The following is a 13,080-nucleotide window of genomic DNA, read 5'->3' on the forward strand; positions in this document are numbered from 1 at the left end:
ACCGCGCGTTCCCCGTCGCCGCCCGTACGCTCAACATCCATGACCGCCGAGCAGTTGATCTCCTTTGCCCGTGGGGCTCCCTCGCTGGACATCGTCGATGTCGAGGGGCTCAAGGCCGCCGCCGTCCGCGCCTTCGACGCCGACCCCGCGGGGGTGACGGCGTACGGCACCTCCGTCGGGTATCTCCCGCTGCGGAAGTGGATCGCCGAGAAGCACGGGGTCGAGGCCGACCAGGTGCTGGTCACCAATGGGTCTCTCCAGGCCGACGCGTTCCTCTTCGACCACCTGGTCCGCCCCGGCGACGCGGTGGTGGTGGAGCGCCCGACGTACGACCGGACGCTGCTCAACCTCCAGCGGATGGGCAGCGAGCTGCACGGCATCTCGGTCCAGCCGGATGGTCTGGACACTGCCGAGCTGCGCAAGCTGCTGGAGTCCGGGGTCCGGCCCCGGCTCGCGCACGTCATCCCGAACTACCAGAACCCGGCCGGCATGACGCTGTCGCTGGAGAAGCGCCGGGAGCTGCTCGACCTGGCCGCCGAGTACGAGTTCACGATCTTCGAGGACGACCCGTACGCGGACATCCGCTTCCGTGGTGAGGCGTTGCCGTCGATGCTCTCGCTGGACACCCGCAATGTGGTGGTGCACGCGTCGAGCTTCACCAAGACGGTCTGCCCGGGTGTGCGGGTGGGTTACCTGGTCGGCCCGGCCGACCTGATCGCCGCCATCGCGAAGAACGCGACGAGCCTCTACATCTCCCCCGGGATGGTGTCGCAGGCGATCGTGCACCAGTTCTGCGTCTCTGGTGACATCGACCGCTCGATCGAGACGGTCCGGGCGGCGCTCGGCGAGCGGGCCCAGGTGCTCGCCGAGTCGTTGCGCCGGCACCTGCCGCAGGCGCAGTTCGTGGAGCCCGACGGTGGCTACTTCCTGTGGGTGGAGTTCCCGCAGGACGTGCTTGTCGACCGGCTCGCCCCGGCGGCGGCCGAGCGCGGCGTCGCCGTGGTCAAGGGCAGCGACTTCATGGTGGACGGCGGGCGGCACGCGCTCCGGCTGGCCTTCTCGGCGGTGACCGCCGACCGGATCGACGAGGGCGTCCAGCGGCTCGCGGCGGCCGTCGAGGCCGTCCGGGACTGAGATTATCTGTCGGGTTCCCGACAGAACGACGATGCCGGCCGTCCCGAGTCTCCCCTCCGGGCGGCCGGCTGGCCCACAATGCTGCGAGCGTCACCCCGTCAGCTGCGGACATCACCGCCCGGCCCCCGGGCCGGCCCCGCCCGGGTGGACGCGGCAGCACAACCTCCCGCCCCCACAGGTGCCGGGCGGGCCGTGTCGTCCCCCGCACACCCCCCGATGCGGCCCGGCCCGCCCGGCGCCGCCCCCAAGCGACCGCCGTCACACCGGTCCTCGACGCCGGTCGGCGTAGCCTGCAAGCCGCAGCTGAGCGCGGGAGGTGACGCGATGACGGATCGGACAGAGCGGGACCGGACGGCACCGTCGACCACCGGTCGGGTGCTGCGACCTCGGGCGTGGCCCTCCCCGGTGCGGGCGATGACCCGCATCCTCAACGCCGACGGCTCGCCGCCCGTCCCGGCACCGACCGGCCCCGGCCGCAGCGCGGTGGTCGACTGCGCGCTCTACGTCGACGGCAAACGGCAGCCCGGCGACTGGACGTACGCGGACGCGCTGGCCGCGGCCCGCCGCGAGGAGCACGGCTTCGTCTGGATCGGTCTGCACCAGCCGGAGCTGGCGGAGATGACCGCCATCGCGGAGACGTACGGCCTGCACGAGCTGGCGGTCGAGGACGCGGTCAAGGCCGAGCAGCGCCCCAAGCTGGAGCGGTTCGGCGACGTCGTCTTCCTGGTGCTGCGTACCGCCCGGTACTGCGAGCACACCGAGCTGACCGAGAACTCCGAGGTGGTGGAGACCGGGCAGGTGATGCTCTTCATCGGCCCGAACTTCGTGATCAGCGTCCGGCACGGGGACGCCTGCCGACTCGCCCCGATCCGCGCCGACCTGGAGACCAAGCAGGAGTTGCTGCTGCACGGCCCGTGGGCGGTGGCGTACGGGGTGACCGACCGGGTGGTCGACCTCTACCTGGAGGTGGCCGACCAGATCGAGGACGACCTGGACATGCTGGAGGCGGAGGTCTTCGACCGGCACGGTCACGGGCGGATCCAGCGGATCTACCAGATGAAGCGGGAGCTGGTGGAGTTCAAGCGGGCGGTGGTGCCGTTGCAACGGCCGCTGATGACGCTGACCTCGCAGGTCAACCGAGACGTGCCCAAGGAGATCCGCAAGTACTTCCGGGACGTGCAGGACCACCTCAGCCGCACCGTGGAGCAGGTGAACTCCTACGACGACCTGCTGAACTCGATCCTCCAGGCGCGGCTGGCCCAGGTCACCGTCGACCAGAACAACGACATGCGCAAGATCGCCGCCTGGGCAGGCATCGCCGCGGTGTGGACCGCCATCGCCGGCATCTACGGGATGAACTTCGACAACATGCCCGAGCTGAAGATGACGTACGGCTATCCCGTCGTCCTCGCCCTCATGCTCGGCGTCTCGCTGGCCCTCTACCGCTGGTTCCGCCGCAACGGCTGGCTCTGACCGCGACGCGGAAGCGCCGACGAGCGGGGGGACCCACTCGTCGGCGCTTCACGCGCTGTCGCTGACCTCAGCGGCGGCCGTTGGTGCGGGCAGTGTCCTTGCCCAGCGCCTTGGTGAGGTCGTCGGTCGGCCGGCCGGAGACGTCAGTGGCGCCCTCGGCGACCGACGGGACCTTGTCCGTCGGGCGGACACCGGTCTGCTTGGCCGGGGCGGTGGTGCTGGCGCTGGAACCGCCGGCCACCGCCGAGCTGCCCGCGCCGGTCATCCCCGCCGCGCCGGAGATGGCGGAACCGTCCGACCCCTTGGTGGCGGACGGCGTACGGACCTCGATCGAGTCGACCTCGTCGCGCATCGGCTCCAGGGTGCTGCGGGTCGGGTCGTACTCGGCCCACTCCTGCTGCTCCCGGCGGCGGCGCAACGCGACCGCGCCGGCCAGGCCGGCGATGGCACCCGCCGCCAACAGGCCGGTCATCATCGAGCCGCGACGACGCGGCTGCTTCTTCTTACCGGTGATCCGCATGGTCTTCGACTTGGCCTTCCTGGTCAGCGGCCCTGCCTGAGCGGCGCCGTCACGAGCTGCCGCCGCCAGCGGTGCCAGCGTGGTGAGAGTCGTGCCCCAGCCGGTCGCCGCGCGGTCGCGTACCTTCACCGCGGTCGGCCCGACGTAGCCCCGGGCCACCTGGACCCGCGGGCCGACGGTCGCGCCGGCGCCCTTCGCGGCGTGGTTGGCTGCCTGCATCAGGTGGCTGATGCTCTGGTTCAGCTCGGCCTTCGCCAACTGCGCCTGGGACTGCCGCCGCCCGAATCCAAACACGGTCCTACCTCCTGGGAGTTGTTCCTTCGTCATCCTCCACCTTCGGATGCCTCCGCGATGCCAGATCGGGCACATGGGAGGATCCGCATGGAACTGACCAACGAGTGAGGAGTACCCGTGGCCGAGGCTGTCTACGCCACCCTGCACACCAACGCTGGCCCGATCCGGCTGGAGCTCTTCCCCAACCACGCGCCGAAGACCGTCCGCAACTTCGTCGACCTGGCCGAGGGCAACCGTGAGTACACCGACCCGCGCACCGGTCAGCCGGGCAACGGTCCGTACTACGACGGCACCATCTCGCACCGGGTGATCAGCGGTTTCATGGTCCAGATGGGCGACCCGACCGGCACCGGTCGGGGCGGGCCGGGCTACAAGTTCGCCGACGAGTTCCACCCGGAGCTGCGGTTCGACCGTCCCTACCTGCTGGCGATGGCGAACGCCGGACCGGGCACCAACGGTTCGCAGTTCTTCATCACCGTGTCCCCGACGCCGCACCTCAACAACCGGCACACCATCTTCGGCCAGGTCGCCGACGAGGAGTCGGTGAAGGTCGTGGACTCGATCGCGAACACCCCGACCGGTCCGAGCGACCGTCCGCTCCAGGACGTCGTCATCGAGCGGGTCGAGATCGAGCGGTCTGCTTCCTGAGCGACCGGCGAGGTACCTTTGCTCGCATGATTGAGCGCTCCGGAGCATGGCCGGTGGACCTTGCGGCGGCGGGCGGAGGGTCGGCCCGGTGAGCGAGTCGCCACCGACCACCCCGGTCTGCTACCGGCACCCCGGTCGGGAGACCTACGTCCGCTGCACCCGCTGCGACCGGCCGATCTGCCCGGACTGCATGCGGGAGGCCTCGGTCGGGCACCAGTGCCCGGAGTGCGTCAACGAGGGACGTCGCAGTGTCCGGCCGGCGCGTACCGCCTTCGGCGGCGGTACGGCCGGCCGGCACGGCTATGTCACCAAGGGCCTCATCGCCCTGAACGTGCTGCTCATGCTGCTCTCCATCGCCTCGGACCGGGGTGGGGACGCGGCGGTGGGCGGTTCCGGCTTCGGCGGCCTCATGGGTGGCAGCACCCCGCTGACCAACTGGGGTTCGGTGCTCGGGCTGGCGTTCTTCCCGGACGGCACGCTCGGTGGCATCGCCGACGGCGAGTGGTACCGGCTGGTCACCGCGATGTTCCTGCACTACGGCGTAATCCACCTGCTGCTGAACATGTGGGCGCTGTGGGTGCTCGGCCGGTCGTTGGAGGCCAACCTCGGGCCGCTGCGCTTCGGCGCGTTGTACCTGATCGCGGGCTTGGGCGGTAACGTCGCCGCCTACCTGTTCAGCGCGCAGAACTCGGCCACGGCCGGCGCGTCGACGGCGGTCTTCGGCCTCTTCGCCGCGCTGATCATCATCGAACGCAAGCTGGGTCGGGACATCTCCCAGGTGATCCCGATCCTGGTGATCAACCTGGTGTTCACGCTGACCGTGCCGGGCATCTCGATCCCCGGGCACCTGGGCGGGTTGGCGGTCGGCGGGTTGATGGCGCTGGTGCTCGCGTACGCGCCGCGTGGTCGGCGGACGCTGGTGCAGGTCGCCGGTGGGGCGATCATCCTGGCGGTGCTGCTCGCGCTGGTGCTCTTCCGGACCGCCCAGCTGCTCAGCTGACCGGGCGGGCCGGCCCTCGGCTCAGCTCGCGGGGCGGGCGGCCCGCAGCGTGGCGGCCACCTCTTCCGGGGTGGCCCCCAGGTCGTAGCGGCCGAACAGGTGCAGCGAGTTGCCCGCATCGATCTCCAGGGTCTCGCTGGTCAGCCCCAGCCGGGGCCGTCGGTCGACGGCGATGGCCTCGACCGCCGACCAGGGCAGCAGCCGCCGGCCGGCGAAGCCGTGGATGACGGTGAGCCCCGCCGGGTCGACCGCCAACCGGACCGGCGCGACCAGGTCCCGTACCGCCCAGCCGGCCAGCGCCGCGGCGGCCAGGGCGGCCACCGTCAGGCGGACCGGGTCACCGTCGGCGAAGAGCAGCCCGAGCGCGACGAGCAGGACGGCACCGGCCAGCTTCGCCGCCGGGAGGGTCGACGGCACTCGCCACTGTCGTACCGGGGAGGTCTCATCCACCCGCCCAGCATGCCAGCGGTGGTCGGGTACCGCCTGGGCGGACGACCCGCCGATTGACGACGTAGGATCGGGGCAGCCAAGTTACCGGGGAGTAAACATGAGTGACGCGGTCATCGTCGGCGCGGTTCGTACCCCGGTCGGGCGGCGCAAGGGCAGCCTCGCCAGCGTCCACCCCGTCGACCTCTCGGCGCACGTGCTGCGCGCCCTCGCCGAGCGCACCGGGCTCGACCCGGCCCAGGTCGACGACGTCTTCTGGGGCTGCGTGTCCCAGGTCGGCGAGCAGTCGTGGAACATCGCCCGCAACGCCGTGCTCGCCGCCGGCTGGCCCGAGTCGGTGCCCGGCACCACACTGGACCGGCAGTGCGGCTCCAGCCAGCAGGCCCTGCACTTCGCCGCCGCGACGGTGCTCTCCGGCCAGGCCGACCTGGTGGTCGCCGGCGGGGTCGAGTCGATGACCCGGGTGCCGATGGGCTCCAGCGTGGCCGGCGGCATGCCGTTCAGTGACCAGTTGCGCGCCCGCTACCGGGGCGTCGAGGGCTTCGCCGACGACGCGCCGCTGCCGTTCAACCAGGGCGTCGGGGCCGAGCTGATCGCCCAGCGGTGGCGCCTCTCGCGTACCCAGCTCGACGAGTTCGCGCTGGCCAGCCACGAGAAGGCGGCCGCCGCGCAGGACGCCGGCGCGTTCGACCCGGAGCTGGCGGCGGTGCCGCTCGCCGACGGCGGCAAGTTCGCCGCCGACGAGGGCATCCGCCGGGAGACCTCCCTGGAGAAGCTGGGCGAGCTGGCCACCCCGTTTCGCGCCGACGGTGTGGTGACCGCCGGTTCCGCGTCCCAGATCTCCGACGGCGCCGCGGCCCTCGCGGTGACCACCTCCGACTGGGCCAGCCGGCACGGCCTGCGCCCACTGGCCCGGATCCACACCGCCGTGGTCGCCGCCGACGACCCGGTCACCATGCTCACCGCGCCCATCCCGGCCACCGCGAAGGCGCTGCGCCGCGCGGGGCTGGGCATCGAGGAAATCGGGGTGTACGAGGTGAACGAGGCGTTCGCGCCGGTGCCGCTGGCCTGGCTGGCGGAGACCGAGGCCGACCCGGAGCGGCTCAACCCGCGCGGCGGGGCGATCGCCCTCGGCCACCCGCTCGGCGGCTCCGGTGCCCGGATCATGACCACCATGCTCCAGCACATGCGCGACAACGGGATCCGCTACGGCCTGCAGACCATGTGCGAGGGCGGTGGCATGGCCAACGCCACCATCGTCGAGCTGGTCTGAGGCGCTGTCGGAAAAGACGTGGCCCCGGCCGGGAAGGGCCACCTAGGGTGCCCGGTGTGACGACGATCCCCGGTGAGCGCGCCCCCGACTGGTCCGACGAACGGTGGCAGATGCGGGCCCGCTCCTGGGTCGACGCGCACCTGAGCCGGGCCGGTCGCCGGGTGACCGGGCTGGTGGAGCCCCGGGAGCGGCCCTGGTCGCTGGTCTGGCGGGTGCCCACCGACGACGGCCCGGTCTGGTTCAAGGCCAACAACCTCGGCACCGTGCACGAGGCGGTCCTGATCACGGCGCTCGCCGAGGTGACGCCCGACCGGGTGCTGACGCCGATCGCTGTGGACCCGGAGCAGGGCTGGTCGCTGCTGCCCGACGGCGGCGAGTCGTTGCGTGACGTGCTGGCGCGCGACAGCGATCTGGCGCACTGGGAGCGGGCGCTGCCCGGGTACGCGGCGCTGCAACTGGCGAGCGCCCCGCACGCCGACGAGCTGGTCGCCCGGGGCGTGCCGGACCAGCGGCCGGAGGTGATGGCCGACCTCTTCGTCGAGCTGCTCGACGATCGCGAGGCGCTGCTGATCGGCGCCGAGGGTGGGCTCGGCCCGGAGATGCACGAGCGGTTGCGGGCCGAGGTGCCGTCGTACGCGCAGCGGTGCCGGCGACTCGCCGACATCGGCATCCCGGCCACCGTGCAGCACGACGACCTGCACGACGGCAACGTCTTCGCGGGTCGGGACGGCTACCGCTACTTCGACTGGGGTGACGCCTCGGTGGCGCACCCGTTCGGCACGTTGCTGGTGACCCTGCGTGCCGTCGCGGACGCCAGGAAGCTCGCCGCCGCCGACGCCCAACTGGTTCGGTTGCGAGACGCCTACCTGGAGGCGTGGACCGACCGGTACGACCGGCGGACGCTGGTGGAGGCCGCCGACCTCGCGATCGCCCTGGGGCCGGTGAGCCGGTCGCTGTCCTGGCGTCGCGCGCTGGACACGACGGCGGAGTCCCGCGCCGAGTACGCTGCCGCGGTCCCGGGCTGGCTGGAGGAGCTGTTCGCCGCCAGTCCACTTCAGCCCACCGTCTGACCACTACCCGTCCGAGTCGAAAATCGGACAGGCAGTGCGACTGGCGGCGTGGAACTTCCAAAAAAGCTCCGTGACCCACGTCACCCCGCTGGGGGCGTCGTTGGGCAGGTCATGGACGTCTTCTCCCGAACGTTCCTTCCGGCCGCCGCCGAGGCTGGCCTGGCCGTGCAGACGGTGAGCCGGCACATGCCGGTCTTCCGGCGCTGCGTCGGCTCCGGTGACGCCACCATCCTGGTCACCCGTTGCAGCCGCCCCGACCGCCCGGTCACCGGCGACTACCTGTTACTGCTCACGCACCGCCGACTGGTGGTGACCCAGCAGACCCGCCTCCTGCACCGACTGCGCCTGCACCTCAACACCGAGCTCCGCGAGCTGAGCAACGTCACCTGGAGCCCGGACCCGCGGTTGCAGTCGGTCGAGATGGCGGCCACCGCGATCGACGGGATCCGTGAGCGGTTCCTGATCCGGACCAGCCACCCGAAGCAGGTCTGGCAGCTCGACGCGTTGCTCAACCAGGCGTTCCGGACCCGCCTGCGGCCCACCGGCGCGCGGGTCGTCGCCAGCATCGGTGACACGCCGGCCGTCGCACGGCCCGGGATGTTCGCCCCGTCCTGGTGAGCTGAGCCCCGTCGGGCGTCGCACCGCCTTTACCGAACTCGAACACGCACCGATCGCACCCGGCCCACCGGGTCGGCAATCATGGGCCGGTGACCGCCGAAACGCCGCATCGCGGGCTCGTCCTCGTCGTGGAGGACGAGCCGGCCATCGCCGACCTGGTCCGGCTCTACCTCACCCGGGACGGGTTCGGCGTCCACCTGGAACGTGACGGCGAGGCCGGTCTGAGCGCGGCCCGCCGGTTGCGTCCGGTGGCCTGCGTGCTGGACATCGCGCTGCCGGGCCTCCCCGGCACCGAGGTCTGCCGCCGGCTGCGCGAGGCCGGCGACTGGACTCCGGTCATCTTCCTCACCGCCCGGGACGACGAGGTGGATCGGATCATCGGCCTGGAGTTGGGCGCCGACGATTACGTCACCAAGCCGTTCAGCCCACGGGAGCTGGTCGCCCGGGTGCGCGCCGTGCTGCGCCGAACCGCCGGCGGTCCGGAGGCCGCGGACCGGGCACGTGTCGTCGGCCCGGTGACGCTCGACCCGGCCCGCCGTACGGTCACCGCCGCCGGCGCCCCGGTGCAGCTCACCTCCACCGAGTTCGACCTGCTCGCCCACCTGATGGCCCGGCCCGGCCGGGTCTTCACCAGGGAGGAGTTGCTGGCCGGGGTCTGGGGGTACGCGGCGCACGCCGGCACCCGGACGGTGGACGTGCACGTCGCCCAGGTACGCGCGAAGCTCGGGCCGGCCAGCGTGATCCGGACCCATCGCGGGGTGGGGTACGCGGTCGATGCGTGATCACCCCGGGCACGTCGAGTCGCCGACCATGGCCCTGCCGGTGGTCGGCGCCACCTCACCCGCTGCACCGCGACGAGGGCGGTTCGGCCGTACGCTGACCGCCCGCGCGGTGCTCGTCACCTGTGCGGTGGCGCTGGTGTCGGTGCTGGTCACCGCGATCGTGGCGGTGCCGTTGGCGATCCGTGGCGTGCAGCGGGGCGAGCAGGAGGCGCTCGCCGCCCAGGCCCGGCTCGCCGCCGAGGTGCTGCGGACCCGCCTGGACCGGGGTCGCAGCGCCGACGAGGAACGGCTCATCCAGCAACTGCGCGACCAGGGCATCGACGCGTACCTGATCCGGCGCGGTGCCGTCGACCGGCCGGGCCTGCCTCCCCGGGTGGTGCAGCGGATCGGGCAGGGCCGCAACGTGTCGGCTCGCCGCTCGGTCAACGGTGAGTGGGCAGTGGTCGAGGGTCGGGCGCTGGCCGGCGGCAACGGGGTGGTGCTCTCCCGTCCGTTGGCCACCGGGCTGTGGGCGCGCGTGCTGCTCAGCCTCTGGTTGCCGCTGCTGGCCGGGTTGACCGCCGGTGTGGTGGCCGGGCTGCTGCTGGCCCGCCGGCTGGCCCGGCCGATCCGCGTCGCGGCCACCGCCGCCGCCCGGCTGCGCGCGGGTGACCGCGCCGTCCGGGTGCCGGTCGAGCCACCGGACGAGGTCGCCGACCTGGCCGAGGCGTTGAACGGGCTGGCTGCCGCGCTGGCCACCAGTGAGGGCCGGCAGCGGGAGTTCCTGCTCTCCGTCTCGCACGAGCTGCGCACCCCGCTGACCGCGATCCGGGGGTACGCGGAGGCGCTCGCCGACGGGGTGCTCGGTGCCGACGACACGGTGGACACCGGCCGGACGGTGCTGGCCGAGGCGCAACACCTGGACCGGTTGATCGGTGATCTGCTGGCGCTGGCCCGGCTGGAGGCCGCCGACTTCCCCCTTGAACCGGTGCCGGTGGACCTGACCCAGCTGGCAGTGGACGCGGAACCGACCTGGGCCGCTCGGTGCGCGGCGGTGGGCGTGCCGTTCCGGGTGGAGACGCCAGGTCGGCCGGTGCCCGGGTACACCGATCCGGGGAGGATTCGGCAGGTGCTGGACGGGTTGCTGGAGAACGCGCTGCGGGTCGTACCCCCGGGGTCGCCGGTGGTGCTCGCGGTCCGGCCGGCCGGCGCGGACCCGGCGCACGGCGGCGTGTTCGAGGTCCGCGACGGCGGGCCCGGCTTCACCGACGACGACCTGGCGGTGGCGTTCGAACGCGGCGCGCTGCACGAGCGGTACCGGGGGGTGCGCAAGGTGGGCAGCGGCCTGGGCTTGGCGCTGGCCGCCGGACTGGTCCGTCGGTTGGGCGGGGAGATCACCGCGGGTCACGCGCCGGAGGGCGGTGCCGCCTTCACGGTCCGGCTGCCCGGTGATCCTTACCTGACCCGAACATCGACCTGACGCTCCGCTCGTCGTTTCCGGGAAGGCTGAGGGCTCCACTGACGAGAGGGAGAGTCATGCCACGTTGGGGTATCGCCACCGGCACCACGGCACTGCTCGCGGCGGTCGCGCTCGGTGTCAGCGGCTGCGGCGCGGCCGAGGTGGCCAGCCAGCCCGCCCGGGACACCGCCATCGAGGTCGCCGCCGCCATGGGGGTCGAGGGTCAGGCGCTGACCGCGATGGGCTTCGACGCCGACGACCTGGACGTACTGACCGTCGCCGCACCGGCCACCCCGACGCCGGGCGGATCCCCCACCGCCCAGGAGAAGGGCCGGGAGAAGCGCGGCGAGGAGTGGCGCAAGCGCCGCCAGGCCCGCGTGCTGCTGCGGAAGAACACCCTGCACGGTGAGGCGGTGGTGAAGACGAAGGACGGCGGTACGCGGACCGTCGCCGTGCAGCGCGGTGAGGTGACGGCGATCGACGGCGACTCGATGACCGTCAAGTCCTCCGACGGCTTCACGATGACCTGGACGTTCGGCGATGACCTGCGGGTCGTCGAGCGGCGGGCCACCGTGCAGCCGAGCGAGGTCACTGTCGGCGCGACGCTCGGCGTCGCCGGAGCCAAGGACGGCGACAAGGGCGTGGCCCGGCTGATCCTCGTTCCCCGCGCCAAGTGAGCGCAGGGGCCCTGGTCGACGCCAGGGCCCCTGCCCCCACTCAGTAGACGCGGGAGCCGATGAAGTCGTCGTGTCCGTAGCCGACCGGGTTCGCGGCGGTACGGGCTTCGAACGACCACTGCTGCCGGGTGCTGCTGGAGCAGGTCGCCAACCGCAGGCGGGAGCTGCCCAGCAACGGGTTGTCGAACGCCACGCAGAGGTTGCTCGCGGCGGCCGGCCTGATCTGGTTGCCGGAGAAGACGAACTGCTGCGCGCCGGTGCCGTTGCAGTCGTAGATGTTGACGGCGGTGCCGGCGGTCATCGAGCTGTTGGCGACGTCCAGGCAACGGTCGTGGGACAGCTCCGAGTGCAGCGACCGCCGGGCCGAGTCGTACCAGAAGCCCTGGTTGCGCCCGCCGTGGCAGGAGTACGGCTGCTGCACGGTGCCGTTGCGGGAGTCGTAGCCCTTGCCATCGACGCAGGTGCCGGTGGCGAGGTTGCGCAACTGCTTGAACTCCAGCAGCCCCGGGTAGAGCACGCCACTGCCGGTGCTGGCCGGGTCGACGCAGCTGGCCCGCGTCTGCCCGGAGTTCCAGAACTGGGTGATGCACTGGGCGAACATGCCGTGCCCACGGGCGTTGGGGTGGAACGACTGGCGGGCGGCGTTCTCGTTCCAGATGCCGACCTCGATGTACAGACCGCGGACCGAGGTGTTGTCGGTGCACACCTCGTGCCCGTGGAAGAGCCGGCTGGCGTCCAGGTAGCGGGTGCCGGTGTTCGCCGCGGCCGACCGCAGCGCCGACTCGAACATCGGCACCGCCTTGTTCCGGGCGAACGCCGCATCGGCGAGGTAGAGCAGGCAGCCGCCGGAGTACCAGCCGGGGAAGTTGGGGTTGTCCTCGACGTCGGGGCTGCCGGGGCTCGGGTACGACATCAGCACCAGCTCGTAGTCCGAGCGCAGGTAGCCGGCCTTGGTCATGGTCTGCCGGATGTCGGTGAGCGCCGACTCCACCGCCTGTCGGCTGCCGTCGGTGCGGATCGTCCACTGGTCGGTGTAGGTGGGGTAGCAGGCGCCCTGGAAGAACACCCGGCGGACGGCGCAGTCGGTGGCGACCGGACCGAACTGGATGGTGCCGTCTCCGTTCGCGCCGACCACCACCCAGATCAGCTTCACGTGCGTGTTGCGCGCCTTGATGCCCAGGTAGTCGCCCTGGTTCAGTTCGTTGTGCTGGGTGGGGCCGCCGGCGATCAGGTTCCAGGGGGTGGCACCGGAGCAGGCGATGTTGTACTGCGCGTCCGAGGTGATGCCGGTGCGGAACACCGCCTGGTCGTACGAGCGGTCGCACCAGTTGCCGTCCTGGTGGGTGCCGGGGACGTAGTTGCCGACCCCCTCACCGGAGATCTCGCTGTCACCCATGGTGATCAACGCAGTGCGGCGTTGTTCGATCGGGCGGATCGCCGGGCTGCCGTAGAGGGCGGTCGCCTCGGCGGCCCGGATGGCTTCGAGGTTGGCGGGGAGTGGTTGGACGGTCGGGCGGTCGGCGGCACTGGCGGGGGTGGCCGGTCCGGCGAGCATCGGTAGCACGAGAGCGGCGACGGCGACGGCGACGGTGATGGCCCGTCGTCGGGTCGCGCGTTCGGGCCTGGCGGGGATTGCAGGCATCGACGCACTCCTTTCGGCTCAATCGCGGGACGTCGATTGAGTTACCAGACGGTAACGTGCGGAT

Annotated in this window: 13 protein-coding genes; 10 read left to right on the plus strand and 3 right to left on the minus strand. The window is 72.0% G+C overall.

From position 1 onward, the window contains the following. Positions 1 to 39: 39 nt before the first annotated feature. The gene (locus QCZ28_RS17075) at positions 40 to 1,134 is read left to right on the plus strand and encodes a PLP-dependent aminotransferase family protein (protein ID WP_279517555.1); all 1,095 of its coding nucleotides are present in this window, start codon (positions 40 to 42) and stop codon (positions 1,132 to 1,134) included. 324 nt (positions 1,135 to 1,458) lie between these two features. Next, positions 1,459 to 2,607, plus strand: coding sequence for a magnesium/cobalt transporter CorA (gene corA, locus QCZ28_RS17080; protein ID WP_279517556.1), 1,149 nt, complete (start codon positions 1,459 to 1,461; stop codon positions 2,605 to 2,607). 67 nt (positions 2,608 to 2,674) lie between these two features. On the opposite strand, the gene QCZ28_RS17085 is transcribed toward corA, so the two are convergent. Beyond that, on the minus strand, positions 2,675 to 3,454 hold the full coding sequence (locus QCZ28_RS17085) for a hypothetical protein (protein ID WP_279517557.1): 780 nt from the start codon (positions 3,452 to 3,454) through the stop codon (positions 2,675 to 2,677). A gap of 84 nt (positions 3,455 to 3,538) precedes the next feature. Here QCZ28_RS17085 and QCZ28_RS17090 point away from each other — a divergent pair, with 84 nt between their 5' ends. Then, complete coding sequence (locus QCZ28_RS17090) at positions 3,539 to 4,069, plus strand: peptidylprolyl isomerase (protein WP_030331635.1); 531 nt, start codon at positions 3,539 to 3,541, stop codon at positions 4,067 to 4,069. A gap of 88 nt (positions 4,070 to 4,157) precedes the next feature. Further along, the gene (locus tag QCZ28_RS17095) at positions 4,158 to 5,069 is read left to right on the plus strand and encodes a rhomboid family intramembrane serine protease (protein WP_279517558.1); all 912 of its coding nucleotides are present in this window, start codon (positions 4,158 to 4,160) and stop codon (positions 5,067 to 5,069) included. 21 nt (positions 5,070 to 5,090) lie between these two features. Here the strand turns inward: QCZ28_RS17095 and QCZ28_RS17100 are convergent, their stop codons facing one another. Further along, positions 5,091 to 5,519 (minus strand): PH domain-containing protein, encoded by a 429-nt coding sequence (locus QCZ28_RS17100; protein ID WP_279517559.1) that lies wholly within the window; start codon positions 5,517 to 5,519, stop codon positions 5,091 to 5,093. A gap of 97 nt (positions 5,520 to 5,616) precedes the next feature. Here QCZ28_RS17100 and QCZ28_RS17105 point away from each other — a divergent pair, with 97 nt between their 5' ends. From QCZ28_RS17105 to QCZ28_RS17130, 6 genes are all read left to right on the plus strand, one after another. Next, positions 5,617 to 6,789 carry an acetyl-CoA C-acyltransferase gene (locus QCZ28_RS17105; protein WP_030331630.1) on the plus strand — a complete coding sequence of 391 codons (1,173 nt, stop codon included), beginning with the start codon at positions 5,617 to 5,619 and terminating at the stop codon, positions 6,787 to 6,789. 56 nt (positions 6,790 to 6,845) lie between these two features. Further along, a complete protein-coding gene (locus tag QCZ28_RS17110) occupies positions 6,846 to 7,859 on the plus strand; it encodes an aminoglycoside phosphotransferase family protein (protein ID WP_279517560.1) in 1,014 nt (337 codons plus the stop codon). Between the two features lie 111 nt (positions 7,860 to 7,970). After that, on the plus strand, positions 7,971 to 8,477 hold the full coding sequence (locus QCZ28_RS17115) for a hypothetical protein (RefSeq protein ID WP_124776737.1): 507 nt from the start codon (positions 7,971 to 7,973) through the stop codon (positions 8,475 to 8,477). 89 nt (positions 8,478 to 8,566) lie between these two features. Further along, positions 8,567 to 9,259 carry a response regulator transcription factor gene (locus tag QCZ28_RS17120; RefSeq protein ID WP_279517561.1) on the plus strand — a complete coding sequence of 231 codons (693 nt, stop codon included), beginning with the start codon at positions 8,567 to 8,569 and terminating at the stop codon, positions 9,257 to 9,259. Beyond that, a complete protein-coding gene (locus tag QCZ28_RS17125; protein WP_279517562.1) occupies positions 9,252 to 10,718 on the plus strand; it encodes a HAMP domain-containing sensor histidine kinase in 1,467 nt (488 codons plus the stop codon). Before QCZ28_RS17120 ends, QCZ28_RS17125 begins: the two co-directional genes overlap by 8 nt. A gap of 56 nt (positions 10,719 to 10,774) precedes the next feature. After that, positions 10,775 to 11,374, plus strand: a complete 600-nt coding sequence (locus QCZ28_RS17130; protein WP_279517563.1) for a hypothetical protein — start codon at positions 10,775 to 10,777, stop codon at positions 11,372 to 11,374. 40 nt (positions 11,375 to 11,414) lie between these two features. Here the strand turns inward: QCZ28_RS17130 and QCZ28_RS17135 are convergent, their stop codons facing one another. Further along, positions 11,415 to 13,016 (minus strand): ricin-type beta-trefoil lectin domain protein, encoded by a 1,602-nt coding sequence (locus tag QCZ28_RS17135; RefSeq protein WP_279517564.1) that lies wholly within the window; start codon positions 13,014 to 13,016, stop codon positions 11,415 to 11,417. Positions 13,017 to 13,080: the final 64 nt, after the last annotated feature.

The organism is Micromonospora sp. DH14, assembly GCF_029809455.1.
In the GTDB taxonomy this organism is placed as follows: Bacteria; Actinomycetota; Actinomycetes; order Mycobacteriales; family Micromonosporaceae; genus Micromonospora; species Micromonospora parva.